Raw genomic sequence first — 25,917 nt, 5'->3', positions numbered from 1 at the left:
CTACACCCGGTCACTGCGACCGGTACCACTCGAGCGCGTCGGGAACGTGCGCCTCGAGCGGCTGGTATTCGTAGCCCAGTTCCTCGTGGGCCTTCCGCGAGGTGTAGAACAGTCGCTTCGTCGCGAGGTCGGCCATCCCGCGGGTGAAGGGAAACACCTGCTGGCCCGTGACGGCGCTGACGCCCTCGGCGACGGGGCCGGCAGCGCGGATGGCAGCCGCGGGCACCTGGATCGGGGCAGCGGTCCCGCCGACGTAGTCGGCGATCCGGGCGGCGGCCTCGTCGTAGGTGAGGTTCTCGCCCCCAAGCAGGTAGTGCTCACCGCAGGTCCCGTGGTCGGCCGCCGCGAGCAACCCGGCGACCACGTCGTCGACGCCGACGATGCTCGCCCCGCCGGGCAGGGTCGCCGGCATCGTTGGCTCGAGACCCATCGCGAGCAGTTGCATCGTGAACCCCTCGTCTCCGGGGCCGAAGATCGAGGTGGGATGGACGGTAACTGCGTCGCCGTCGGCCTCCGCGTAGGCGTCGACCAGTCGCTCGGCGGTTGCCTTCGAGCGCTGGTACGCCCCGATGGGTTCGGCGACGTCGGTCTCGTCCGCGAGGTCGCCGTCGGTCGCCCGGAGCGTCCCCGCGGTGCTCGTGAAGACCACCCGACCGACGTCGCTGTCCCGGCAGACCTCGAGGACGTTCCGGGTCCCCTCGCGGTTGACCTGCTCGACGGTCGCCGGGTCCGCACTCCAGAGGCCGATCCCCGCGAGGTGAAAGACCACGTCCGCGCCGTCGACGAGGTCCCCGAGAGCCTGCCGGTCGAAGACGTCGCCGACGACCCACTCGAGGTCGCCCTGGTGGTCGATCCCGCTGCGGTCCGAGGTGGGGCGACTGAGCGCCCGCACGTCCCAACCCTCGGCTGCGAGGCGGTCACAGAGCCGGGAGCCGAGGAAGCCGGTCGCTCCCGTGACGGCGGCCGACCGGGTCATCTCGATCCCTCCATCTGTGGCGGAACGGCGTCCCCGCTGACTGCCGCGTAGACGCCGTAGGCCGCGGAGACGGCCGGGTTCGTCTCGCCCGACGGGGGTAACGCGCCGCCGCCGAGAGCCGTCTGGAGCGCGTCGAGGTCGACGGTGGCTGCGCTGGCGTCGTCGATCGTTCGCTGGTCCACTGTGACTGTTATTTTATTGTTGTCGTACGCGCGCGAGAAGATCCAGTCGTCCGCGAGCGTGCGCTCGAGTAGCGAACTCCCGAGTGCGTCGACGGCCCGCGTCGGTCCGGCGAGCAGCGCATCGGCCGCGTACGGGCCGTCACCGTAGGCCACCACGGCGTCGAGGACGCACGTCACGGGGTCGACGGCCCGGGTCGCGGCCACGGCGGCCAGTGGCGGGTTCTCCGGCCCGTCCGCGATGGCCCCGAGGGTTCGCATCCCGCCGGCGATCGGGCCGTCTTCCGTGGGTCGGAGCGACGGCACGACGACCACCCGCCCCTCGAGCAGGCGCTCGGGGAGCCACAGCGGGACCGGTCGATCCGCGAGCGTGGGCGTCACCTGCGTCCGCGGTTCGTCGTCGAGGTCCACCAGGTCGGCGTCCAGCCGCTCGAGCAGCGAGCGGTAGCCCAGATACGAGGCGATCCGGTCGGTGTCGACGAGCGCGTCGCCACCACCGAGCCCGACGGCGACGTCAGCGTCGGTCTCGAAAGCGAGCAGGCTCGCGACCGCGCCGACGAGCGCCGGATCGGTCACGACGCCGGTCGAGGGATGGAACGGGTAGTGGGCGTCGGGGACGACGATGATCCGGTCGGCCGACGCGAGCGAGACGTCGCTGGAGCCCGATTCGAACGGGACGACCGTGCCAGACTCGAGTTCGGGCTCGAGAAGCGTCTCGACGGGCGACTCGAGGCGATCGAGCCGCCGATCGACGTCCGGAAGCCAGCCCCGTGCCGGGCCGGGACTGGTTCCGGAGTTGGATCGCTGGCGTTCCCGGGGGACGCCGACCGTCCGGACCACGTCGCCGCTCCCGCGCTCGTCACCGTTCACGTTCGCGCTCACGTCGACACCTCCGCTTCCTGCGGCTCGGCCAGTTCACGATCGTCCTCGGCCGCCAGTTCGGTCGCGTGCTCGACCAGCTCGAGCGTCCGTCGCCCCACGGCACCGTCGACCGGTGGCGACTCGCCCTCGCGGATCGCGCCACAGAAGTCCGCGAGCGCCGCGTGGTGGGCCTGCAGGTAGAACGTCGGCCCGTAGACGTCCGGCTCGTCGCCCGTCACGCGGCTGGCGACGTTCGAGACCGCGGCGGCGGCCGCGCTCGCGTAGAAGTTCGACGGCTCGTACTCGCGGTTGCTGATCGTCCCCGTCACGCCCTCGAGTCGAAGTCGCGTGTTCACCTCGGGCAACTCCTCCCACTGGTAGGAACCACAGTGGAGGGTGATCGACGTTCCCGTTTCGGGGGCTCGCAGGAGGACCGTCGCGGCGTCCTCGACGGGAATCTCGAGGGTCCGATCGAGCGTCGCGGCCTCGACCCTGAGGTCGCCAAAGAGCCACTCGAGGACGTCGAAGCAGTGAACGCCGAGTTCGATTAGCGCACCGCCGCCGGCCGCGTCGGGGTCGAGTAGCCACGCGGGCGGTTCCTCGGTCGCCGGTGGACGGCCGAGCGGCCCGTCGTTCAGCCGGGTCATCGACGCGTGGGGGACGTGGCCGACCCGACCCTCCTCGTAGGCGGTCCTGACGCCCTGCATATCCGGCTGGTAGCGAAGGGTGTGATCGACGCCGACGGCGATTCCGGCGTCGTCTGCAACCTCGAGCATCCGATCGGCCTCCTCGGTCGACCGGGCGAGCGGTTTCTCGACGAAGACGTCGACGCCGTTCTCGGCGGCGCGTTCGACCGCGTCGGCGTGGAGGAAGGGTGGGAGCGCGACGACCGCCGCGTCGAGCGATTCCGACTCGAGCAGCGTCGCGTAGTCGTCGTACGTTCGATCGACGCCGGCCTCGGCGGCGCGGTCACGGTTTGCAGCGACCGCGTCCGCGGCGGCGACCACGTCGACGTCGTCCATCGTGAGCGCCGACTTCAGGTGGACCGTGCCGATGTTACCGACCCCGAGCATCCCGAGGGAGAGGCGCTCGGTATCGTCCCATCGACGGCTCCGTGTACTGAGCATCTACCAGTTGACCACCTCGAGCCGGTATTGTTATCGCGCGCGTACCGTCGCAGGGTGGCGAGTGTGCAGTGATTACCGACTCGAGAGTGGGGCTGGTTCGACGCTCGAAACCGACCAGCCGGGAACCAAAATTTGACAGGTGCTTGCTCCTAATCGACCCACTAATGGTCGTCTCTCCAGGACAGATCGCCCTCCCACTCTCGGTCGTGGCCGTCCTCGCCCTCGTCTGGTACCTCGAGGGACGCGGTCGCTGGCGTGCCCGGCTCGAAGAACGATTCGTCTACGGCGTCCCGTGGGGAACGGTGGTCACGGTCGCGATCGTGGTCGCGTTCTACCTGTTCGCACAGGGTGGCTTGCGAAACTGGAGCGAGCCGGTCGTGTTCCCGTTCGTCACGTGGTCGTACTTCTACCCGACCGGGCAACTGACGGCCGGAATCGCCCACGGCTCGCCCGACCACCTGCTGTCGAACATGGCGGCGACGCTCGCGTTCGCGCCGATCGCAGAGTACGTCTGGGGTCACTACCCGCCCGGGCGTCGAGACGGTCGCACGGGTAGAACGGCGGGATCAGCAGGGGACTCTCGAGGGCTGCTCGCCCGACCGTGGGTTCGCGCGGTCGTGATCGTCCCCGCGGCGATGCTCGCGACGGCGCTCCTGACGGCCGTCTTCGCCCTCGGTCCGGGCATCGGCTTCTCCGGGGCCGTCTACGCCATCGCCGGCTTCGCAGTCGTCGTCGCACCGCTCTGGGCAGTGCTGGGCGTCCTCGTGGCCACGACGGTCAACGTGGTCCTCGAGGCGCTGCGCCAGCCGGTCCTCTACGCAACCGTCGAAGCCGGCCCGCCGATGCCGCCGAACTGGGCAGGTGTGGGCTTTCAGGCCCACCTGCTCGGCTTCCTCGTGGGGGTCGTCCTCGCCATCGGGCTGCTCCGGTATCGCGACCAGCGACCCTCGACCGAGCGCGTCTTCTTCGCCACGATCCTCTTCGGGGCGGCCCAGAGCCTCTGGCTGCTCGTGGGCGTCCTCGGCGACGACGTCTACGCTCGATACCAGGCTGCCGGCGTCGGCCTCATGTTCGTCCTCGCCGCGCTGGTCGCGGTGGCCGCAGGCGGGAGCGACCGCCCAGTACTGGGCCGACTCGCCGCGGACGTGAGCGATCGAACGGGACGGGCCGCCCAGTGGTCGATCCGGCGACTCGCGGCCATCGGCTGGGTCGGCCTCCTCGCGGTGACCGCGCTCCTCGGCGTCGGTGCGGCCGTCGCCCTCGAGGAACCGGTCGGCCCGGTCGCGGTCGTCCTCGTCGCCGTCACGCTGTTGCTCGCCGTTCCCGCCCTGCCGTCGCTCTGCCGGCGACCGTCGGGTCCACTCGAGCGCCGACAGGTCGCCGTCTCACTCCTGCTGGTGGTGACGGTGCTCGTCGCGTTCCCGAGCGTTCCCCTCAACGCGCTCGTCGTCGGCGACGCTGGCCTCGAGGACGAAGTCGACGGGACGATCGAGGTCGACGGCTACACTGTTGCCTACGGCGAGAACGTGACCGTCCAGCAAGGGCCGGCGATCGACCCCGGATTCGGCCTCGACCTCGAGGAAGACGACGACCTCGGAACGTTCGAAACCAGCGCGTCCGGGCTGCTCGTCGTCGACGCCGACCGGCAACTGTTCACCGTCGCGGTGAACGACGACCTGCTCGCACACGATGGCAACGGGAGCGCCGAAGTCGGCGGTATCGGCTGGTACGAGCAGGTCACCGCCGATCGCAGTGGCTGGGACGTCGTCGGCAACGACAGCGCTTACGCCGTCGACCTCGCCCACGACGGCGAGACCGTCCGTTCGTTCACCTCCGAGGCCGTGTCGGCGAGCGTCCGACTCGACGGCCACGAGGTCGCCATCGAACCGGATGCCGAGGAGTTCCGCCTGCTGGTCGACCGCGATGGCTCGAGCGTCGGCGAGACGCCGATTCCAGACGAGAACGAATCTGCGACCGTCGGCGACCTCGAGTTCGTCACGGAGACGATCGACGACGGCGTCCGCCTGCTGGCGGTGACAGACGACGGCGAGACCGAGGTGACCGTCGCCGAACGCGAGGGCGAACAGGTGTCGTAGCTCACTCGAGGGACGCGCGCACGGAGTCAGATCCCGAGAGATCCCGTCCTTCCGCCCACTCCGGGTCCCGTTGGCCCGTAACCCCGTCCCCGCGGGCCACGCGGTCGGCGACTGCACCCATGGTCTCGACGGTGAGATCGGTCCGCTCGCGCGCTCGCTCGAGGTGTGCGAGAATCGTCCGCAGGCGCTGGTCGTCACGCGGCTGGATAAGGTTGTTTGGGTGGAACCAGAGGTGGAAGAGACCGTCCGAGCGGGTCGCTTCGTCGATCCCACGGCGGGCCTGGGCGACCATCGGGTCGGTCCAGATCGATTCGGCGACCGTCCGTCGGGGTCCCTCGAAGGAGTAACAGAAAAGCGACGCCGGAACGTTCACGAGGCCGTGCTCGTCGACGACCGGCTGGACGAGTAACGAGCGATTTCGCAGTCGCGTGTCGACGATGCCGCCGACGCCGTCACGGGTCGGTGAGCGTCCACGGTAGGCGCTGATCCCGGCCTCGGCGAGGACGTCGCGGTGACCGACGTCGTTTCGCGGGTAGACGAACGAGTCGATGGACAGCCCCCACTCCTCGGCGATCTCGAGTGCCCGTTCGATCTCCGCGCGAGCGAGCGCGCGATCGGTCTCCGGTCGGCCGAAGAGGACGTGCGAGAAGGAATGGCTCGCGAACTCGTGGTCGGCGTCGGCCGCGAGGAGGTCCTCGACGAGGTCGGACCCGAATCGGAGGTCCTCGCGGTCGGCCCACGCACCGCGTTCGCGCGCGAACCAGCCGTCGGGTGCCGGATGGCCGTCGTGTTGGCCGTCACAGTCTGCGAGCATCAGGTGGCCGACGACGGCCCAGGTCGCGGGGACGTCGAACTCGTCGAACAGCTCGAGGCAGACGGACCAGCCGCGGCGGCCTGCCTCGACGCGGTCTCGAGGTGGGTCGGCCATGTCGTGAAATCCCCAGCCGAGTTCGGCGTCGAGCGAGATGACGACGCTACCCACCGTGCTCACCACCGCTTCCAGCGGTCCGTCGAGGACCATCGACGATCCCACTACATCCACCGAGGCTACCGCAAGCGATCATACTCGAGAAGCTCTGTGAGCGGTGGGTTTGTTATTCGGAGCCTTTCAGTCGCCGGGTGACCCGGAGCAGTCGGGTGGCTCGAGCGCGAGACGCGACGCCGTACGTCTGCCCGCGGCGGATAGTGCCGGCCCAGCCGAGCACTCGACGGCCGATATCGAGACGGGGACGACGGTCGAGTCACTCGAGTTGACGGTCAGGTGGTCGGACGGTAACGTTCACGAACGGCGGATTCTCCCTCGAGTGAGAGTGGTAGGCCGGTCGAACGCCATTCCGATCGTCTACCGCCGTCGCCTGAACAGCGAGCATAACAAAGCGCGAAACCGGCCACTCCCCGGACAGCAGGATTCTGTACGTAACCATGAGCGGACATACCCACTCGGCAGAGCGAGCGTTCGTCCTCGGATTCGACGGCGTCCCGTGGCGACTGATCGACCGCTGGAGCGAGGCGGGTGAACTCCCGAATTTCGACCGGCTACGCGAGGAGGGCGCTGCGGGCCCGCTCGAGAGTACGACGCCGCCGACGACGCCGCTGGCCTGGCCGTCGATCGCGACCGGCGTCTGGCCGGACAAACACGGCATCTACGGCTTCCAGAACCTCTCTCGATCCTACTCCCACGAGATGTACACGAGCGCGGACCTCGAGTGTCCGCCGCTGTGGGAACAGCTCTCGCCGGCCCACGTCGGCAACGTGCCGATGACCTATCCGCCGCGGACCATCGACGGCACGATGGTCACGGGGATGATGACGCCCTCGACGGAACAGGGGTTCACTCATCCCTCGAGCCTGGAGGACGAGATCGACGAGCGGGTTCCCGACTACCAGATTAGCCTCGATTACCCGGACTACGCCGATCGGCTCGACGACTTCGAGGTCGCCGTCGACGGCATGCTCGAGTCGCGGCGGGAACTCATGACCCTCCAGATGGACCACGCCGGCGACGACTGGGAGCTGTTCTTCTTCGTCTACACCGCCCCCGACCGCTTCCAGCACCTCATCTGGGACGAAGACCGGATCCTCGCCCACTACCGGAAACTCGACGACGTCCTCGGCGAGGTGATCGAGTACACGGACGCCCACGACGCCGACCTCTACGTCGTCTCCGACCACGGTTTCGGCCCGATCGAGGAACTCGTCTACGTGAATCACGTCCTCGAACGGGAGGGCTTTCTCGCGCGCCGGGAAGAGGAAGGCGCTCGTGGCGCACTGGCGAGCCTCGGTATCTCGCGCGATCGGATCTCCGACGCGCTCGAGCGGGTCGGTATTTCCGAGGAACGGCTGGTATCGACGCTCCCACGGGCCGTCCTCGACTCCGTGGCCGAGCAGCTTCCGGGTGATCACGCCCTCTACGACGTCGACTTCGAGCAGACCGTCGCCTTCGTCCACGAGGCAGGCAACTGCTACGTCAACGACACCCGGCGATTCGAGACGGGTGTCGTCGATCCGGCCGACGTCCCCGACGTGAAAGCCGACCTGGTCGAGGTGTTCGAGTCGGTCACCGACGAGGACGGTACGCAACTCCTCTCGGTCGACGACGGCGACGAACTGTTCCCGACGGACCCCGAATCGCCAGATCTGGTCGTGAACGCCATCGACGGCTACGAGTCGCGAACGGCGATCACCGACGAGGCGATGGGCGAACCCGGGGCCTACGTCGCGAGCCACCGCTCGACCGGGATCATGCTCTGTCGGGGCCCCTCGATCGAACCCGGCGGGGTCCTCCGTGGCGCGCGGGTTGTCGACGTCGCGCCGACGCTCCTGCACGGCATCGGCAGACCGGTCCCCAGGGACGCCGACGGCCGGGTCCTCTTCGACGCGTTCGACGCCGACGCGACCCCGTCTCGCACCAAGGTCGAACGCGCGGACGTCTCCCGGGACGACCGCGACGACGAGGTCGACGACGACTTCTCCGACGTCGAGAACCGGCTGAAGGGACTCGGATACATGGAATGAGGGGCGGCGAGGGTACGCAAGCACCGACCCTACCCGTCTCGAGCACCAGTCACCGATATGGTCGACGACGACCTCGAACTCGAGCGTGACCTGGGAGAGGCGACGATCGTCTACGAGGAGCCTGACGAGGGGACGGTGCGAAAGACGATCCCGAACGAGCACGTCGCGTACTTCCAGGACCACTGGATCGTCAAGACCGACGAAGACGACGAGGGGAACGACATCGTCCGGCGGATCCCGTCGAAACGTGTCCACTACGTCGAGCGGTCGGTCGAGGAGTTCGAGTCGGAAGTCGAGACGCTTATCGATCAGGTCCAGTCGTTCGCCGCTGACCTCCGGACGAAGATTCCGGTCGGCGGCGAAAGTGAGGGCGAGAGCCGAGAACGGAGCAGTGGCGAGGGGGTCGACCCACTGCACGTCGACATCACGGACGAAGAGCAAGAGTCGGACCGCTGAACGCAGCGGGCGGCTGCGAGAACGAGACCGAACACAAGACCCAGCGGGCGCACCGACCCGAACTACCGCGACCGAACCCGCTCGAGACCCGTCTGCATCGTCTTCAGCGCCGGATACGCCGCGTTGTAGACCGGCGTCGGCGCGTTCCGGGCACCGACCCGAAAGAGTCGGTGAGACAGCGGTGCCCGCGTGTCCTCGACCAGCGACTCGAGGTCGGCAGCCCGGAGCCACTCGAAGAAAGCCCGTTCCTCCGGTGACCGGGGTTCGGGACCCGCCTCGAGAACCCGGTCGCGGATATCTTCCCACATGTAGCGTTCGTCCTCGCCGAGTTCCCACGCGCCGGCCTCGAGCGAGCGCCGAAGCTGGTCGTAGTCGGCGTCGGAGAACGGGTAGCCGTGATTCGACGGCTCGAGTCCGGAGAGACGGAGGCCGACGGCAGTCCGATAGCACTTCTCACACTCGCCGCAGTTACCGTCGAGACGGCGGTTGCACGTCTGCAACTCGAGGTTCGGGGCGTCACACCGGACGTAGTCGGCGATGACGTCCAGACGGTCCTGCCGGGTGAGGTGGTAGCCGTCGTGGTGACATCTGGTGGCGGTCCAGCGGACGCGCTCGTCGACGTCCGGGCGCGACCCCCACTCGAGGTCGATGCCGTCCCAGTGGGTCGCAGCAAGGTAGAGGTCCGAGACGTCGCGGGCGGCCGCCATCGGCGCACAGAGGCCGAGGAGCCCGAGTCCGTGACCGACGGAGCTGTACCACGCGCCGTCGACGTACCGCCGGTAGTGGGCGAGCAACATCGCGTGGTCGAGCGCCGACAGCGCGTTGGTCTCGAGAAAGGCCGTCTCGAGGCCGCGCTCGTCGGCGAAGCTCGAGACCCGAGCGCGCAGGGTATCCCACTTCTCGTCGTCTGCGCGGTCGGGCGTGATCGTCCAGCCGCGGATGCTCACGAGCGTCGGCTCGGACTCCCGGTGGCGGACGTACGAACACGTCGAGTCGACGCCGCCGGTGAAGAGGAGGGCGCTTCCACCGTCCTCGGTCGCGTCCCCGGTCGCGTGCCGGTCGTCGCCGGCGACGCTCCGCTCCGTCACGGTCGCGCTCGTCGTCTCCCGCGCGTACAGCGTCCCGCCCTCGAGAAAATCGTGCATCGAACACAGCGACGCCTCGACCTCTTCGAGTGCGTGGGCGAACGTCGCGTCGACCCGGTCGACGTAGACGTCGCCGCCGTTGGCCCACGCGACCGGGCAGACGTTCGCGAGGGCGGGAATCGCGAGGATGCCCTCGGGGACCCCTTCGATCGAACGATCGTAGCTGACCCGGAACGGTTCGCCCGTGAGGAACCGCTCGAGGTCCGGTGAGGAACGAAGGGTACACTCGAGGGTCGATCCGTCGGCGTCGATCCGATCGATGGCGAGCCAGGACATGGAGCTGAGACGGCCGAGCCGTCGATCGGTGCCACCACCTCGAGCGGCAAAAACGGGGAGAATCGTTCGCGATTGACCGATCGCGTAACGGATTCGTACGCGCCGCGTTCGGCCGCGTTACCCCATTGACGGAGCCTGTACGCGGCCCGTTCGGATTGCGTGCTCCGGAAGTTCGTCGAGCGGCCGACCCCATCGAGTGGGGCAGTGGCCGTCGCCCACGTCCATCACGGTCACCCTGCGCGTCCGTGAGGTTCTCGAGCGGGGACGACGGGGTCGACACCGTCGTCGGTGGGCCCCGATCACGGATAAGATGCCTTTGACATCCTCCTCCGCCTGAAGGCGGAGGAATCCCAAGCGTTGGGATATTAGGGTTTGCAGTCTCCCTGTTCTCTCGTGTTGAACGTCCCGCTCTCGCGGTCGAACAGGAAGACTCCGGGCTGTGCCAACCAGCCGTTACTCATATCCCCCGTCGGGGGACTCTGAGTTATCTTTCGCCTGATGTTCACCGCACCGTTGACGTCTGCATTCATCGCCGTCTCGCACGATTCACAGACGTACAGTCCACGCTCTACGCGGTTGCTGTCTCGAATCTGCCCGCAACACGAACACGTCTTCGAGGTGTTCTCTTCGTCCACCCGGTCGATGAGGATGCCGTGTTCTTCGGCCTTGTATTCGAGCAGGTTCGTGAAGCGGTCGAACTCCCACCCGTGCAACTTCTTGTTCCCCGATGCACCCCAGTTCCGCGAGTCGCCGTTCTCGTCTTCGCGGATGTGGCTGAGGTCGCCAATTGCTACCTTCTCCACGCCTGCTTCGACACACCGTTGTACGATGTGTTTTGAGAGGGTGTGAAGGAAGTGGTCTTTGCGTCGAGAGAGTTTCCTGCGGGCTTTCCGCGCACGCTTTGACGGCCCGTTCTCGCCTTCGGTCTGGTACTCGTCGCGGGTGAAGTAGTGCTTGTCCTCTTTCAGCACGTTCCCCGGATACAACTCCGAGGGGCCGTCCTCGTAGTCGATGGCGAGGTAGTTGCTGATACCGAGGTCGATTCCCGCCGTGTTGTCGCCGGGGGCGTCCTCGACGGGGATTTCTTTCTTGCAGACGAGGTGCAGTTCCCACTCGTCTCCGTTCCAGACGGCACGCACTTGCTGGATGTTCTCGACTTCTACGTCGGGGCGGGTTTCGTACTCCGCGAGGATGAAGTCAGACCGACTCTCTTTCAGGTTGAACCCTTTCGAGAGGCGGAGTTGGCCGTGTTTATCGTCGTGCTTGATGGCTCGTTTCTTCCATGTGACGGTGGAGCGCGGGTGTCGGTCGCCACGTTTTCGGTAGCCCGGTGGGTTGTTGCCGTCGTCGGAGTTGTACCAGCCGTTGAACGCTTCAGCAAGTTCTTCGAGAACTCGCTGTGCTCAATGAGCGAAGCTCATTGGCATCACGAGACGGCTTCGCCGTCTCGAACGAACTTGACTGAGAATGGAGGTCACTGTAGCGTTCGTGGTCTTTCAACTCCGATTTGAGTTCGGCTTCGTCAGGTATCTTGCCGTTTTCGTCCCACCGGTCTTGGATGTAGTAGCGTCCGACGTTCCACAGTTTCGAGGCGGAGAACCCGCACTGGTCGAGGTCGTCACGAACCTGTGAGTGGTTCGTGATGCGTGCGACGTAGGTGCGGGTCGTCTCCAGCATCGTACTATGTCCATAATCTGTTATGAAAAATAATCTATTAAAGGCTGTGTTTGAGGTGGAATATCCAGCCCTGTCGGAGTCGGTGGAATGAGTCACTGAGTGACGGCGCGTATCCACGGCCTGAAGGCCGTGGTATTGCGCCTATTCAGCCTATAACAAACTCGGGTATCGACGAGGTCCGTGCACGATGCGCACCGTCTCGAGCGTGACCGAAGAGGATTCGTGTCGGCTGACGTGGTCGGAGGCGACGGTACCGTGAGACGACAGACGCTCGAAGCGACGCTGGCCGTCGGCTTCCTCGCTGTTGCCGTGGGACTGCTCTTTGCGCGCGCGAACCCGGCGACGGTCTACGAGTCGTCGATCTACGCGGGGACGCCAGTGGTGACCTGGATCGGGTTCGGCGTGGGACTCGCTATCGCCGTCGGGACGACGTTGCTCGCGCGCGGGCGGTCACGGGCGATCGGGATCGCACTCGGCGGGACGGTCGTCACGTCGATCGTGAGTCTCCCGTTGATCCGAAACTACCGGTTCTCGGGCATGGGCGACGCGATGACACACCTCGGGTGGACCCGCGACCTCGTGGGTGGCGAACTCGCACCCCACGACCTGTTCTACCCGGCCGTTCACTCCTTCGGCAGCGTCTTTCACTTCCTGGGTGGGATTCCGATCGAACGGGCGCTCATGCTCACGATGGTCGTCCTCTTCGTTCCCTTCCTGCTTTTCGTCCCGCTCACCGTGCGGGCCATCTCCGGCAACGCGACGGCGGTCGGGCTGGCGGCGATCGTCTCGTGGCTGATCCTGCCGGTGAACAACGTCGCGACGCACATGGGCGTCCACACGAACTCGAACGCGCTCTTCGTCGTCCCGGTGATACTGTTCGCGCTCGTCGCGTACATCCGCCGTCCCGCAGCGATGGACCGACTGCCGTTCGGGATCTCGCCGTTCAGCATCCTCGTCTACCTGTCGGGTATCGCCCTGTTGCTCGTCCACCCCCAGCAGATGATCAACGTCGTCGTCCTCGTGGCCGCCGTCGCCACCGTCCAGTTTCTCGCCCGCTACCGCTTCGCAGACCACCCGATCGTCGACCACCCGACGACGTACCTCCAGACCGTCGTCCTCGGGACCATCGTCACCGTCTGGGCGCTCTCGAACGAACGGTTCCGCAACGCAGCCATCGGCCTCGTCGAGGGACTGCTCGCCGAAGACGTCGGCGCGGCCGCGGAGGTCGGCGAACGGGAAGCCGCCCTCACCGAAATTGGCGGTAGCCTCGGCGAGTTGTTCGTCGTGATGTTCCTCGACGCTGCCGTGATCGGCCTCCTCGTCGGACTGTTCGTGCTCGCGACCTGGCTCGGACTCACCCAGACCGACCGGGAAACCAGGTCGTTTCTCACCTATTTCGCGCTCGCGCTGGTCCCACTGGGCGGCATGTTCGTCCTCTACTTCGTGGGTACGCCAACCATGGCCTTCCGACAGGTCGGGTTCATTTTCGTCGTCCTGACCATCCTCGCCGGCATCGCGCTCGCCCACGTCGTCGGTGGCCTCTCCCGCCTGCTCACGCGACCGGGAGCGACGGCGCTCTCGGCGGTCGTCCTCGCTGGCTTGCTCGTCCTCGCGCTGGCAACGGTCTTCGGCTCCCCGATCATCTACGACCCCGGCCAGCACGTCAGCGACCAGACCTACGGCGGCTACGAGAACACCCTCGAGCACGGCGTCGAGGACCAGCCGCTCGTCGGCCTCGGGTACGACCCGTTCCGGTACGATCACGCGATCAACGGACTCGAGGGTGAGGAGTCGCTGACCGGCGGGACCGTCGCCAGCGGCGAAGTCGAACACGAGCCGTTCGAGGCCGGCAACTACAGCGGCGCGTACCACGATCTCGATTACTACCTCGCGGTCACTGCCTACGACGTCACCCGCGAGGTCGAGGTCTACGACGAACTCTACTACAGCGAATCCGGCGTCGCCGGCCTCGAGGCCGATCCAGCGGTCAACCGGGTCATCTCGAACGGCGAGTTCGAACTGTACGACGTGACAGGAAGCGACTGATCGATCGGGCGGTACTCGAGTCGCATCGATACGGGCCGGTCGGAGCGTGCGAAGGGGCCACCTACCGTCGCCACTGGTGAAACCCACCGTTTCTAGCAGTCAATTACCGCTGTCTATTTGGTAACACCGACCAGACTCCGTTCGGCGGGCGTTCCATCAGCAATTAACTAATACACAATTTCGTGACGTTCTGTCTGGATGGAACGTGGAATCTCGCGTACGGGTGTGTGGAGCGTGGTGGCCCTCGGAGCAGGTGAACGATCGGGATCGACGACGGTAGGCTTCGAAACAGCCGTCTTCGGCGTCGATGACGGTTGTCAGAAGTCCCGTTCCGGGCGACTGAGAGCGATCGAGCGCCGATGTGTCGGCGGAGAATCGGCGTGATTCGATGGTGTCACGCCGGCAAATCACGGTGGGAGCGGTGACGGCTTGCTGGGCCGCACTCGCTGGATGTACGAGACTGCAACACCCAACCGACGACCGTGACGACGATGGAGGCGATCCGAGCAGGTCCGGTGACCTGTCGGTTCCCAGTCCGTCTGACGAGACTCCGTCGGACGAAACCATCTCGGACGGCACGACCACGGGCGAAGAGACGTCCTGTGACGAGGTGACCACCGATCCAGCCACCCTCGCCAGTGAGGTAACGGGAATCGACCGACGTCCACGGCCACGGCTCCTGGAGACGGTCACCGTCGAGCTGACCGTCTCCAACGACGGCCCGTGTCCGGAACAGTACGAGACCCCTGTTCGACTCGAACCCGACGACGGTGAGGGAAACGGCGAATCGGTCAGTGGCTCGCTCGAGCCTTCCGAGACGCAGTCACGCAGCGTGACAGTTCGACTACTGGAGACTGGGCCGGTCAGGCTTACGCTGGACGGGACGGTCGTTGACGAGTTCGAGGTCCGTCCACGACCCGATGCAGGTGGTCCGAGGCGACCAGGTCCCGAACCGAACCGGTCGGAGGAGTCGACGACCGAAGTGGGCGGTAATGTGACCATCTACGTCGAGACCGACGACTCACGATAGCCCGCTGTAACGACACGATACTGAAGGAAATCCCGGAATGTCCGGGACAACAATCCACCCTCACCCGCCCCGACCGTACGACAGTCGGGCAGTTTCGGGTCTCGGCCCCGAGTATTGCGTCGTTATATCCAGAACGGAAGTTGACGGAACGTTATACAGACGTCCACGAATCGAAGACAATCACGAAACACTATACTTTTTTCCAAAGAAAGGTTTATGAGTATAAGGTTGGGTTACGCAAGTGTATGGCGCAGAATCCCCGTACGTCCGAATCGGATTCCACACCGCTTACTGGCCGTAACACCGGATTAACCCGCCGCAACTACGTTCGCTCGCTCGCAGCAGTCGCGACGGCGACGACCGCAGTCGGCGCGTCCGGTGTCGTATCGGCCTCGGACGACTACGAGGTCATCGAAGCCGCGAACCAGACGATCACCATCGAGTCCGGTGAGACCTGGGAGAACAAACTGATCGATATGACCACCGGTCAGGACATCACCATCGCTGCCCAGGGCAGCGACTGGACGATCCGCAACGTCGGATTCGAGGGCGAAAACTCCTCGGACGCCGGCTCCGGGACGTTCGGTCTCTCCGACAGCGGCGGTGAAAGCACCGTCGAGAACGTCTACCTCGGTGACGGCTCCACGAGCGGCAACGCAGCCCCGAACGGGCACGGCGAAACCGCGTTCTGGGTGAACCCCAACCACGCGGGCCACGTCGACTTCGAGAACGTCAACATCCAGGGCTTCGCGGACAACGCCATCTACGCGTCCGCACCCGGCAACGCAGGCGGTGGCACGGTCCACGTCGACAGCTGTTTCGCGGCGAACTGTTACGTCTCCCACTACCGGCTGGCGACGGAAGGAAGCAAGGTGACCAACTCCGTCGTCTACATCGACGACGAGGGCTACGCCGGACGGGGAATCTGGGCCTGGGCACCCGGTACCGTCGAGGTCGAAGACTGCCAGCTCGCGACGAACGGCCAGCACGCGGCCATCGTCGCCGGTGCGAACGGGCAGGCAACGACCGTCGAGGTCCGTGACACCGACTACGACGAATCCGGCGGTATCCAGGAAGACGCCGGCTCGAGCGTCAACCTCGGCGACGGTGTCGGCACCGATCCCGAGCCGTACGTGCCCGACGGCGTCCCGACGAGCGCCGAAGAAGCCGCCCGTGGCGAGTGATTCTCCCGGCAGCCACTGTCGACTCCCGGAGGCCACCCGCCCGGTCCCGCTGACGACCCTTCATCGATCCCTCCGCTGATCGGCCCCACCATCCGCCCCCCGCTTGCGCCCGTCTACCGACTCCCTGTTCCGCCCCGCTGACCAGCCCTCCACCGGCCCTCCACCAGCCGTTCGTCAGCGTACTGCTGAGGTCTCACTCTCGTACACCGCCTCGAGCGGGCTCTCCTCGAGGGCGTGATCGCAGTCGAAACACACTCGGCCGGTTTGCAGAACATGGTATCCTCAAAACATATCTAGAAACTACAGAACATAGATTTCCTGATCGTCTCCCGATCAAATTCCCCTCGAACTCACAGATAATAACGACCGTCTGTTAATTTTAGATATAATACACGGGAAAGTTTATGCTGGTAGTGTCGTATTACCCGTTTGCATGGCACGCGAACCTTCGGAACTGGGAGACGAGCGAGACGCCGATTCGGACCCGGATGGGGACGATAACGGCGGTAATAGGCCATTACTCGGCCGGCGAGGGTACGTCAAACTCGCCGGCGCAACCGCGGCCGGGTCGCTCTTCGCAGGAACTGTCAGTGGAAATGACGGATACGACGAAATTACAGCCCGAGGACAGACGATCCAGATCGGTCAGGGAGAGACATTCGAAAACACGTTGATCGACCTGAGTAACGGGAACAGCGTTCTGTTGAACGTCACGGGTGGTAATTCGACGATCCGGAACGTCGGATTCAAAGGACTCCACCGGGGTGCTGGGTTTATGATTTCGATCAGCGCGCCCAGCGGAAACGTGCTGATCGAGAACGTCTATCTCGGGGACGGGTCGACCAAGGAAGGCGGCGGTCACGTCCACGGCCCCGGTGCGGTCTTCATGCACCGGCGGGCCGACTGCGACGTGACGTTCCGCTACTGTAACGTTCAGGGCTGGCCCAACAACGGCTTTTACTGCTCGAACACCGCCTACGGCGGATCGGCCCGGTTCGAGAACTGTTACGGGAAGAACAACGGCGTCTCGACGTTCCGCGTCGCCGGCGGGAACGACGCGATCGAAAACTGCGTCGCCTACAACGACTCGACCGACTACGGCCCCGGGTGGGGTGGCTACGTCGAGGACCAGGGCCGCCCGGTCTGGGTCTGGTCCGGTGGCACCGTCTCCATCGAAGACTCGAACTTCGCCGCGGGGTCGTATCCCTACGCGATGGTCGTCGACGGGTCCGCACGCATGTCCGGTGGCGGAATCAGCGGTGCCGTTCAGGGCAGCCTCCAGCGCCAGTCGGTCTCGAGTTCGGCCGACCTCTCGATGCCCGAGGGCGTTCCGACCTCCGCAGAGGAAGCCGCAGCCGGTGGGTCGCGGTCTGATCCCGACACGGGCGACGAAGACGAGGACGCAGACGAAGACGACGACACCGACGCCCTCGAGCACGTGCTCCTCTTCGACGGCGATTCCTCGGGCGTAACGCGCTACGAGTTCGAGGTCAGCGGCGAGGTCGAGCCCTCGACCGACGAGGGTGCGACGATCGACCCCGAAGCGGGCACCGACGGCGGGTCCGCCCACGGCGTCGTCGCAGACTGGAAGGACGCCTTCCGGTTCAGTGGCGACCTCGAGCAACTGACCGTCGACGGCCCGGCGACCGTCTATCTCGACGGCGAAGAGATCGACCCGGCCGACTACGGCGAGGACTTGCCTCACGTCCTCGAGGTGGAGGGTCGCGGCGCGCCCACGAATTTCGAGATTACGGTCGACGGGAGGATCGAACTCGAGGGCGACGAGGATCCCGAAGACGAGGCGACGACGATTTCGGGGTCGACCGTCCAGAGTTCCGTCACCGACGCGACCCAGACGTTCCGCTTCTCGGGTGTGGTGACCGACGTCACTTTCATCGAGGGTGAGGCGGCCATCTTCGTCGACGGCGAGGAAATCGATCCGAACGACTACGGCGAGTACGAACTCCTCCCCCACGCACTGGTGATCGACGGGAGCGAGGACGACGGCTCGAGCAGCTACCGGTTCCAGATCAGTGGCACGGTCGTCAAGTCCACGTTCCGGGACGCGACGATCGACGAGGACGACGTCATCGACGACGGCGTCGTCAGCGGCGAGGTCGACGAGTGGCTCGACGCGTACTGGTTCGACGGGAACGTCGAGTCGCTGCTCGTCAGTGGTGACGCGACCGTCGACGTCCAGTACAACGTTCGCGATCAGTGAGTCGACGCGATTGACCGCGTCGAATTTTAGCACAGACTCGTTTTGTGCGGTTCGGGAGCGATCGATCGCCGTCGGTGGCGGCAGTGGCCGACGGTGCCCGACGACGACCGCGCCCGCGAGCGACGGACGAGGGAAACGGCGACCCCGTTCGACGAACGGGAGTCTGCTCGAGCGACGGCGTCACTCCTCAGAAGTGGCCCCCGCAGAGGAACAGCAAGCTGGCACGCGAACTGCTCCGGTACTGGTGTCGCCGGGAGCCGGTTGGCGATACGGACGGCGTGGGTAAAAGTCTGTTCCAGATCGATCACAGTTCGCTCGAGAAACAGGTTCGTCGGTCGAGCGCAGGTGGAGTCGAGCGCGAGTGAGAATCGGCCGGAGTGGTCGTCGAGTCGCTGCGTACGGACGTTATTCGATTCGGGAGAGTTTCCCGTCGACGGACCGTTCACGCTGTCGGTTCGCGACGACGTGGACGATCGAGAGAACGAGGAACGCGACGACGACGCCACCGGCGACGCCGAGCGTTGGAAGAATCGTAAGCGGTGGAACGCCGACCAGCGCGCCGCCGACGACGAGGAGGCCGGCGACGCTGAGTGCGGCGTACCACCGGTCCCACCGATCCTGTTTGTGGGTGTCCGTATCGAGATACATCATCAGGAGGTCGGCGTTGTCGGCGAGGGAGATCAGGCCGCGGTCCTGATCGTACTCGACGATACCCGCGTCGTCCATCTTCGGGAGGTGGGTCTGGTAGAGGGCGACGTAGACGCGTTTCCGTTGATCGGAGCTGAGTGCGTTGACGTCGGTGTCGTTTTCCCACGCCGCGATCTGTTCGGCCAGTTCACCGAGCGTGACGGTCTCGTCGGCCTCGAGCAGGTACGAGAGGACCTCACGTCGGCGGCGGTTCTTCAGGAGTTCGAAAATGACGTCTTTCGAGAGACCATCGTCCTCGTCGGAATCCGAGACCGACGAGGTGAGTTCGTCCGGAAGCGACGTATCGATCGACGACATTATGAGGACCCTCCGAACGGAAATCGATCGGTCCGCGGTGACCAGTCCAGTTCTCGGGGGCTGAGGTCGCAGGGGACGTTCGTTCGCGAACTCCGCGACGACGGGGGCTGTGGTCGCGGCGACGTCCGGGGGAGCGTCGCTCGCGGGAGCCACGACGGGGGGCGAGGTCGAGAACGAGACGGGAGCTGGAACTCGAACTGGGACCGTGGCCGGGACCGGGACCGGGACTGGAGCCTGGGCCGGAACTCGGCACCGAGTCGACGGCTAGCCCTGGGACGGATCCACGTCCGCGTCCGTAGTTCGTTCGAACGGCGATTCGCAGTCACTGTTGACACACCAAGTTGTACACCAACAGTGACTCTCTTAAACGCGGCCACGTTTTGCACCCGCTGCAAAGGTCGTACGGGGCTGCTTCGTCGACGAGCGTTGTCGACGGGCCACCGGTCGAAAGAGCGGCGGCCATCGCCCGGTCGACGTCGTCTGCACCCGCCGTCTCGCGGTCGAGAGTATCGACCAGTTGTGTCCCGATATCGACGGCGTACAGGCAGTGCTGGGCTGGTCGGCGATGCGCAACCGGGTGTCGGGTGGTTCGTCAGCAACACGGCAGTCAGTCGGAACGTTCGGCCGGATCGACATAAACGCACGCGACAGTTCGAATCTGAAAGGGACCTTTACGAGACGAACGCTCGCGTTACGCGCCCTCGAGCGCTCAGGGAGGCACTCTCCGTTTCGCCGGGTGAGCGAATCGGTCGCCTCGCCGACGGTAAGTCGGAGTTTCCGTCGTGGAACCATGTGAACTCCTTACAGTGACGGCCCGGTTTCCACCGGCTACTGATGACGCAGTCCATCATCGACCAGACGACGACGGAGTCCCAAGAACGGGACGTCGAACGCTGTCCCGACTGCGAGACCGACACGATCGTCCACGACCCAGATCGTGGCGAGCGCGTCTGTGCGGAGTGTGGACTCGTCCTGACCGAGGATCCCATCGACTACGGCCCCGAGTGGCGAGCGTTCAACGCCCAAGAACACGACGAACTCTCTCGCGTCGGTGCGCCGCTGACGCAGTCGATGCACGACCGCGGCCTGACGACCACTATCGACTGGCGCAATCGGGACGCAAACGGCCACTCCATGTCGGCCGACAAACACGGCCAGCTCCACCGGCTTCGCGTCTGGCAGGAACGCATCCGGACCAAAAACGCCGGCGAACGCAACCTCAAGTACGCCCTCTCGGAGATCGATCGTATGGTCAGCGCCCTCGGCGTCCCAAAACCCGTCAAAGAGACCGCCAGCGTGATCTACCGACGTGCCCTCGAGCAGGACCTCATCCGGGGTCGCTCGATCGAAGGCGTCGCCACGAGTGCGCTCTACACCGCCTGCCGAAAGGAAGACATCCCGCGCAGTCTCGAGGAAGTGACCGCCGTCTCGCGGGTCGATCAACGCGAGATCGGCCGCACGTACCGCTACATCGCACACGAACTGGACATCAACCTCGAGCCGACGAACCCACGCCAGTTCGTCCCACGCTTTTGCTCCGAACTCGAGGTCGACAAGGACGTCGAGACGACGGCGATGGAGATCATCGACCGGACGACAGACCAGGGGCTCCACTCCGGCAAGTCGCCGACCGGGTTCGCCGCGGCGGCCATCTACGCGGCCGGCCTGCTCTGTGAGGAGACGATACCACAGCGTGCGGTCGCCGAAACCGCACAGACGACGGTCGTCACCGTCAGGAACCGCTACCGAGAACAGCTCGAGGCGATCGATCGGGCGGAAGCGGCCTGACCTTGTTCGTCGCGGTGGTGCCGGGTGCGGCACAGACGCGGTCGACGACGCCCGTTACATGATCGACCGTTCGTCGGAACTGTAGACGTCCTCGTGGATCATCGCCTGTAACGCCGCGTACGGCACGAACGCGACGAACTGATCGTCCTCGTCGAACAGTTCGACGCCCTCGTCGACGTGCTCGTAGCGCTCACACAGGATCTGCCCCTCGGGCAAGACTGCACGGTACATAGTCACGCCTACGACGGCCAGCGATAAAACGTTGGACTCGAGTGGACGGCTCGGAATCGACGCCACTCGAGCGGCCGAATCAGCCGTCCGTTCGGTCGCCCTCGACGTCGTCGCCTGAGTCGTCCGGTCCGGTCGTCCCCGCGTCGGATCGGTCGGCTGCGGTGCCATCGGAACCCGGGTCAGTACCCGGATCGTGGTCTGAATCGGAACCGGCCGCCGACTCGGGTCGGCCACCGTCGCTCGCTGCCGGCGTCGAGTGCGCACTCGGCTCGAGGTCGAACGACACGTCAGGGCCGAAGTACCGCGTCCAGAGGACGAGCAGCGTCGGGAGGACGACGACGCTCGCGAGGAACGCGTAGGTGATCGTCAGGCCGGTGATGATCCCGAACTGCCGGAGCGCCGGCAGGATGGCGAACGCCAGCGTGCCGAAGCCGCCGACGGTCGTCGCCGCGCTGCCGAGCAACGCCCCGCCAGTTCCCGTCACGGTCGTGCGCATCGCGTCCCAGACGTTGCCCGTGCGATCGAGTTCGAGCGTGTACCGGGCGCTGACGTGGATGCTGTAGGCGACCCCGAGGCCGATAGTGAGGCTGGTGATCATCCCCGTCAGCACGTTGAACGGCATCCCGAGGAGGTACATCGTCCCGAGGATCCAGCTGACGGCGAACGCGACGGGCAGCAACGTGACGGCCCCGAGCGTCGCGCTGTTGCCGGTCAGCCTGTAGGCGAGCGAGAGGAAGACGAAGACGGCCACGAGCGTCACGAGCAGACTCTGGATGACCGTCTCGAAGAGGTCCTGCTCGACGACGTAGTTCACGAGCGGGTCACCGGTCGCGATGGCCTGCAAGCCGTCGTCGGGGATCACGCCGACGCCCTCGTCGTCCACCTCGCGGTCGTCGCCGACGCCCTCGTCGTCGATACCCGCCGCGATAGCCCGCATCTCAGAGGTGACGTCGCTGGCAGCGGCGTCGCCGTCGATAGCGACCCCCATCCTGGCCGCCTGATACTCGCCGTCACCGGTCCGATCGAGCACCTGGCTCGCTGCCGTCGCGTCGATCTCGAACAGTTCGTCGTAGAGGTCGTCGATATCCTCGTCGGGAACCCCATCGCCGGTCGTGTCGGCCGCGATAAACGACTCGTTGAACGACTCGTTCTGGGCTGCCGTCTCCGCCATCAGCGCCAGCGGGCCGTCGACGTCCGCCTCGTCATCTGCACCCGTGAAGACGACGGGACTCTCGCTCGCTTCCTCCTGAGCGGCGTCGAGACGCTCGAGCGCCTCCGGGGTGGCAACCGCCCCCTCGACGAGTAGCTGGGCCTGCATGTCCTCGCGCTGGAAGTTCTCGTTGACGTACTCGAGGTCGGCGGCGGCCTGGTAGTCGCCGGGTGCGAGCGGACCGAGTTGCTGGGTCCACTCGGGCGGGGACTCGGCGAGGAAGTCCTCCTCGTCGAAGCTGGTGTCGACCTGGGTCGCCCCGTAGACGCCGCCGGCGGTGAGCAGGAGAACGGCGATGATGAGGACCAGTGGAATCCGTCGTGCGGCGACCGAACCGACGCTGAGGACGTCGCTGAAGCGCCCGCCACCGGTCCCGAACGCTCGCTTGTGCCGGTCGAGGCCGAACCGCTCGAGCAGCGAGTCGAGTTCGACCTTCGCGGCGGGCACGAGCGCGCCGAAGACGAGCAGCGCGGAGACGATGCCGACGGCGCTGACGATCGCGAACTCCTGGATCGGTGCGATCGGGCTGACGAGGTTCGCGAGGAAGCCGATGGCCGTGGTCGCGGTCACCCAGACGAGCGCGACGCCGACGCCGGCCAGTGCGATCGTCATGGAGCCGCGGACGGTCTCGACGCTATCGTCCGGTTCCTCGGGCGAGCGGTCCGAAACGCGTAGCGCTTCGCGTCGTTCACGGGTCGTTTCACTCCCCGTCTGCTCGCGGACCTCCGGTCCGCTCGCATGGTCCGAGGGACGCCCTGCATCCCTCGCTATTCGTTCCGAGGTGCGTAGCACCTCGCGTTGCTCTCGATGCCGCATAAACACGTGTATCGCGTAGTCGATCGAGAGCCCGATCAACAGGACCGGGACCGCGACCATCATCTGGTTGAACGCGATATCCACCCAGCCCATGAACCCGAAGGTCCACACGAGCACGAGGACGATGCCGACCACGCCGAGCAAGATGTCGAGCGGATCGCGGTAGGCGATCAACAGCGCCGCGATCACGAACGCGAGCGCCAGTGGCCCGACGATCGCCAGGCTGTCAGTCATCGATCGATCGATCTCGTCGGTGATGATCCCGATTCCGAAGACCACGTACTCGTGATCGTGATCTCCCGCCAGTGACCGCACGTCGAGTTGCGCCTCGAGCACCTCGTCGGCCTCGCCGGCCTCGAGTTCGGCGTCGCCGAGTTCCTGTGTGAGCGCGGTCATCCGGGCGTCGGCCTCGAGTTCACCCGGCTCGTACTCGGCGGGCATGAACGCGAGTCCGGGAGCCTCCTCGGCGTCGTCTGGCTCGAGCGTCGCCTCGAGAGCGTCTTCGAACTCCTCGTCGTCGAGGTCGGCGAGCGTCTCGATCTGTTCGTCGAGCGGCGGACCGTCGTCATCGTCGTCTTCCTCCTCCAGTTGCTCGAACTCCGCCTCGAGTTCCGCACTCGCCTCTTCGAGTTCTTCCTGTTCGTCTTCGAGCTGCTCACCGTCTTCCTCGAGGGCCTCCTGTTCGGCCTCGAGTTGCTCACCATCTTCCTCGAGCCCTTCGTACTCCGTTTCGAGGACGCCCATCGTCGCGCCGAGGTACAGGTCCTCGAGGTCCTCCTGGAGGCCCTCGTATTCGGGGACTGCAGTCGGATCGGGTGCCGTCTGCTCGATCTCGAACAGCCCCGTCTCGATCGCCTGGGCCTGCTGGGCCAGTTCGCCGTACTCGGCGGCCTGTTCGTCGTCGAGGTCCGCCATCTCGACGGTCTCCTCGAGTACAGCGTCGGTTTCGGCCTCGAGTTCGGCTACTGCCTGCTGGTACTCGGGGTCGTCCTCGTCGGTCACGGCCGCGAGTTCCTCGTACTCGCGCTGGAGTTCCCGGACCTCGTCGATGCCGGCCCCGAGCGTCTCACTGCGGGCCTCGAGTTCGGCCTCGCGCTCGGCCAGTTCCTGGCCCGCCCGTTCGAGTTCCTCGCCGCGTTCTTCGAGTTCTTCACCGCGCTCCTCGAGGTCTTCGCCACGTTCTTCGAGTTCCTCCCCGCGCTCCTCGAGTTCGGCGACCTCCTGCTGGGTGATCGCCGTCATCGCCACGATGTTCTCGACGCCCGTGATCGGGTCGTCCTCGACGAGGGTCGCGTTCACCGAGGCATCGTCGCGGAGGTCCTGCTGGAACTCGAGGGAACTGACCAGCGCCTCCTGTGAGAGGACGTTGTCGTCGGTCACGTCGCCCCGGTAGATCAACTGGACGGTCGTCGTATCCTCGCCGTCCTCGGCTGCGAAGCGCTCTTCGATGTCCTCGGCTGCCTGCGCCTCGGGAGATTCGCTCTCGAACTGGTCGAGGGACGTGTCGTCGTCGACCAGTCCCGCACCGGCCCCGAGCAACGCAGTCACGAGCAGCAAGACGACGAGAACGGTCTTGGAATAGCCGGTGACGACGGCGGCGATGCGTTCCGGAAGCGACATCAGATCGCCCCCGTCCTCTCGCGTCTGTCGTCGATCGTGGGGACCATGTCTTCGCTACGTCTGTACCAAACGGTCGCCTATACCTATTAGGATTCTAACACTTTTGTGAACGTCCATTCACAGTGACTTTACGGGGACCGAACTGGTCGAGAGAAGAGAATCACGTGCCCCCCATCACGGGCGAACCAACCGTGGGGAGTCGAGCAGTCAATCGATCGTTACCGTCGTCAGGTCGTCGGCGAACCGGACGTCACCGTCGTAGTGAGAACCGATCGACTCGAGCATCTCCTCGCGGCGGCCGTCGGTGTGTGGGTACAGGTGGGTGAGGTAGACGCGACCGATATCGTGGTCGGCGAGTGCTCGTCCGAGCGTCTCGGGAGTCGGATGGTTCGAGACGTCGACGTCGTCGGGGAACGAACAGTCGTGAGCGAAGATAGCCGAGCCATCTGCGAAGTTTGCCAGTCCGGGGAAGGCCTCGCTGTCGCCGCTGAACGTGAACCGGTCGTCGAACCGGTAGGCCAGACACGGCACGGAGTGGCGCGTCTCGTAGGCGGCGACGTCGAATCCGGCGACCGAGAACTCGTCGGCGACGACCTCACGGACCTGCAGGTCGAGTCGCCCCTCCATGTAGTCGAACACAGAGAGCAGGTCGTCGACCAGCGCCTTCGTCCCCTGTGGACCGACGACCTCGAGATGGTCCTCGCCGGCGAGCCAGCGGGCCTTGAACAGCGGGAGGAGGTCCGCGACGTGGTCTAAGTGGTGGTGTGTCAGCAACACCGTCGAGACGTTCTCGTAGCCGATTCCCGACTGCTGGAGGCGGTGGAGGACGCCCGAACCGCAGTCGACGAGCACCAACCGTTCTTCCTCCTGAACCGCGATTCCCGTCTGGAAACGCTCGCCCGTCGGCATCGCACTGCCAGTTCCGAGAAAGGTTACGCGCATACGGGACAGTCCGTTC

At 65.7% G+C, this 25,917-nt stretch carries 17 protein-coding genes and 1 pseudogene; 8 read left to right on the top strand and 10 right to left on the bottom strand.

Annotated elements, in window-relative coordinates:
* Positions 1 to 10: 10 nt before the first annotated feature.
* Genes B1756_RS10865 through B1756_RS10855 form a run of 3 tightly spaced genes read right to left on the bottom strand, consistent with a single transcriptional unit; the run spans position 11 to position 3,143 of the window.
* Entirely contained in the window at positions 11 to 976 is a 966-nt protein-coding gene (locus tag B1756_RS10865) for an NAD-dependent epimerase/dehydratase family protein (protein WP_086888554.1), read from the bottom strand.
* Entirely contained in the window at positions 973 to 2,037 is a 1,065-nt protein-coding gene (locus tag B1756_RS10860) for a DUF362 domain-containing protein (protein WP_228434334.1), read from the bottom strand. The genes B1756_RS10865 and B1756_RS10860 overlap by 4 nt, the downstream gene beginning before the upstream one ends.
* Complete coding sequence (locus B1756_RS10855) at positions 2,034 to 3,143, bottom strand: Gfo/Idh/MocA family protein (protein ID WP_086888553.1); 1,110 nt, start codon at positions 3,141 to 3,143, stop codon at positions 2,034 to 2,036. The genes B1756_RS10860 and B1756_RS10855 overlap by 4 nt, the downstream gene beginning before the upstream one ends.
* 164 nt (positions 3,144 to 3,307) lie before the next feature.
* On the opposite strand from B1756_RS10855, the gene B1756_RS10850 reads away from it, so the two are divergent.
* Positions 3,308 to 5,239, top strand: coding sequence for a rhomboid family protein (locus B1756_RS10850; RefSeq protein WP_086888552.1), 1,932 nt, complete (start codon positions 3,308 to 3,310; stop codon positions 5,237 to 5,239).
* Between the two features lies 1 nt (position 5,240).
* On the opposite strand, the gene B1756_RS10845 is transcribed toward B1756_RS10850, so the two are convergent.
* A complete protein-coding gene (locus B1756_RS10845; protein ID WP_228434333.1) occupies positions 5,241 to 6,260 on the bottom strand; it encodes a polysaccharide deacetylase family protein in 1,020 nt (339 codons plus the stop codon).
* A gap of 401 nt (positions 6,261 to 6,661) precedes the next feature.
* On the opposite strand from B1756_RS10845, the gene B1756_RS10840 reads away from it, so the two are divergent.
* Both B1756_RS10840 and B1756_RS10835 read left to right on the top strand, forming a co-directional pair.
* Positions 6,662 to 8,254 carry an alkaline phosphatase family protein gene (locus B1756_RS10840; RefSeq protein WP_086888551.1) on the top strand — a complete coding sequence of 531 codons (1,593 nt, stop codon included), beginning with the start codon at positions 6,662 to 6,664 and terminating at the stop codon, positions 8,252 to 8,254.
* A 57-nt stretch (positions 8,255 to 8,311) separates the two neighbouring features.
* Positions 8,312 to 8,710 carry a hypothetical protein gene (locus B1756_RS10835; RefSeq protein WP_086888550.1) on the top strand — a complete coding sequence of 133 codons (399 nt, stop codon included), beginning with the start codon at positions 8,312 to 8,314 and terminating at the stop codon, positions 8,708 to 8,710.
* Positions 8,711 to 8,772: 62 nt separating this feature from the next.
* On the opposite strand, the gene B1756_RS10830 is transcribed toward B1756_RS10835, so the two are convergent.
* Positions 8,773 to 10,131, bottom strand: coding sequence for a hypothetical protein (locus B1756_RS10830; protein WP_086888549.1), 1,359 nt, complete (start codon positions 10,129 to 10,131; stop codon positions 8,773 to 8,775).
* A gap of 365 nt (positions 10,132 to 10,496) precedes the next feature.
* Positions 10,497 to 11,808: pseudogene (locus B1756_RS10825) on the bottom strand (RNA-guided endonuclease InsQ/TnpB family protein).
* A gap of 255 nt (positions 11,809 to 12,063) precedes the next feature.
* On the opposite strand from B1756_RS10825, the gene B1756_RS10820 reads away from it, so the two are divergent.
* The 4 genes from B1756_RS10820 (at position 12,064) to B1756_RS10805 (ending at position 18,289) form a co-directional block, all read left to right on the top strand.
* Complete coding sequence (locus B1756_RS10820) at positions 12,064 to 13,854, top strand: hypothetical protein (protein WP_086890148.1); 1,791 nt, start codon at positions 12,064 to 12,066, stop codon at positions 13,852 to 13,854.
* 391 nt (positions 13,855 to 14,245) lie between these two features.
* Positions 14,246 to 14,884: a hypothetical protein gene (locus B1756_RS10815; RefSeq protein WP_152031302.1), complete on the top strand. Its 639-nt coding sequence runs from the start codon at positions 14,246 to 14,248 to the stop codon at positions 14,882 to 14,884.
* Positions 14,885 to 15,129: 245 nt separating this feature from the next.
* Positions 15,130 to 16,068 (top strand): hypothetical protein, encoded by a 939-nt coding sequence (locus tag B1756_RS10810; protein ID WP_086888547.1) that lies wholly within the window; start codon positions 15,130 to 15,132, stop codon positions 16,066 to 16,068.
* A 433-nt stretch (positions 16,069 to 16,501) separates the two neighbouring features.
* On the top strand, positions 16,502 to 18,289 hold the full coding sequence (locus tag B1756_RS10805) for a hypothetical protein (RefSeq protein ID WP_086888546.1): 1,788 nt from the start codon (positions 16,502 to 16,504) through the stop codon (positions 18,287 to 18,289).
* Between the two features lie 405 nt (positions 18,290 to 18,694).
* Here B1756_RS10805 and B1756_RS10795 read toward each other — a convergent pair whose 3' ends face one another.
* Complete coding sequence (locus B1756_RS10795; RefSeq protein WP_086890147.1) at positions 18,695 to 19,294, bottom strand: DUF7344 domain-containing protein; 600 nt, start codon at positions 19,292 to 19,294, stop codon at positions 18,695 to 18,697.
* An 834-nt stretch (positions 19,295 to 20,128) separates the two neighbouring features.
* Here B1756_RS10795 and B1756_RS10790 point away from each other — a divergent pair.
* A complete protein-coding gene (locus B1756_RS10790) occupies positions 20,129 to 21,082 on the top strand; it encodes a transcription initiation factor IIB (protein ID WP_086888544.1) in 954 nt (317 codons plus the stop codon).
* A 54-nt stretch (positions 21,083 to 21,136) separates the two neighbouring features.
* On the opposite strand, the gene B1756_RS19655 is transcribed toward B1756_RS10790, so the two are convergent.
* The 3 genes from B1756_RS19655 to B1756_RS10780 form a co-directional block, all read right to left on the bottom strand.
* Positions 21,137 to 21,313: a hypothetical protein gene (locus tag B1756_RS19655; protein ID WP_186336450.1), complete on the bottom strand. Its 177-nt coding sequence runs from the start codon at positions 21,311 to 21,313 to the stop codon at positions 21,137 to 21,139.
* Between the two features lie 79 nt (positions 21,314 to 21,392).
* Positions 21,393 to 24,959 (bottom strand): efflux RND transporter permease subunit, encoded by a 3,567-nt coding sequence (locus tag B1756_RS10785; RefSeq protein ID WP_086888543.1) that lies wholly within the window; start codon positions 24,957 to 24,959, stop codon positions 21,393 to 21,395.
* 207 nt (positions 24,960 to 25,166) lie between these two features.
* Positions 25,167 to 25,901: an MBL fold metallo-hydrolase gene (locus tag B1756_RS10780; protein ID WP_086888542.1), complete on the bottom strand. Its 735-nt coding sequence runs from the start codon at positions 25,899 to 25,901 to the stop codon at positions 25,167 to 25,169.
* Positions 25,902 to 25,917 lie beyond the last annotated feature (16 nt).

The organism is Natrarchaeobaculum aegyptiacum, from assembly GCF_002156705.1.
GTDB lineage: Archaea > Halobacteriota > Halobacteria > Halobacteriales > Natrialbaceae > Natrarchaeobaculum > Natrarchaeobaculum aegyptiacum.
The sequence above is the reverse complement of the archived record's forward strand: the minus strand, read 5'-3'. Positions and strand labels throughout refer to the sequence as shown.

Bases quoted from the DNA above. Each gene is read 5' to 3' on its own strand.
- B1756_RS10865 (WP_086888554.1), bottom strand. From the start codon at position 976: ATGACCCGGTCGGCCGCCGTCACGGGAGCGACCGGCTTCCTCGGCTCC.
- B1756_RS10855 (WP_086888553.1), bottom strand. From the start codon at position 3,143: ATGCTCAGTACACGGAGCCGTCGATGGGACGATACCGAGCGCCTCTCC.
- B1756_RS10850 (WP_086888552.1), top strand. From the start codon at position 3,308: ATGGTCGTCTCTCCAGGACAGATCGCCCTCCCACTCTCGGTCGTGGCC.
- B1756_RS10845 (WP_228434333.1), bottom strand. From the start codon at position 6,260: ATGGTCCTCGACGGACCGCTGGAAGCGGTGGTGAGCACGGTGGGTAGC.
- B1756_RS10840 (WP_086888551.1), top strand. From the start codon at position 6,662: ATGAGCGGACATACCCACTCGGCAGAGCGAGCGTTCGTCCTCGGATTC.
- B1756_RS10835 (WP_086888550.1), top strand. From the start codon at position 8,312: ATGGTCGACGACGACCTCGAACTCGAGCGTGACCTGGGAGAGGCGACG.
- B1756_RS10830 (WP_086888549.1), bottom strand. From the start codon at position 10,131: ATGTCCTGGCTCGCCATCGATCGGATCGACGCCGACGGATCGACCCTC.
- B1756_RS10810 (WP_086888547.1), top strand. From the start codon at position 15,130: ATGGCGCAGAATCCCCGTACGTCCGAATCGGATTCCACACCGCTTACT.
- B1756_RS10805 (WP_086888546.1), top strand. From the start codon at position 16,502: ATGGCACGCGAACCTTCGGAACTGGGAGACGAGCGAGACGCCGATTCG.
- B1756_RS10795 (WP_086890147.1), bottom strand. From the start codon at position 19,294: ATGTCGTCGATCGATACGTCGCTTCCGGACGAACTCACCTCGTCGGTC.
- B1756_RS10790 (WP_086888544.1), top strand. From the start codon at position 20,129: ATGACGCAGTCCATCATCGACCAGACGACGACGGAGTCCCAAGAACGG.
- B1756_RS19655 (WP_186336450.1), bottom strand. From the start codon at position 21,313: ATGTACCGTGCAGTCTTGCCCGAGGGGCAGATCCTGTGTGAGCGCTAC.
- B1756_RS10785 (WP_086888543.1), bottom strand. From the start codon at position 24,959: ATGTCGCTTCCGGAACGCATCGCCGCCGTCGTCACCGGCTATTCCAAG.
- B1756_RS10780 (WP_086888542.1), bottom strand. From the start codon at position 25,901: ATGCGCGTAACCTTTCTCGGAACTGGCAGTGCGATGCCGACGGGCGAG.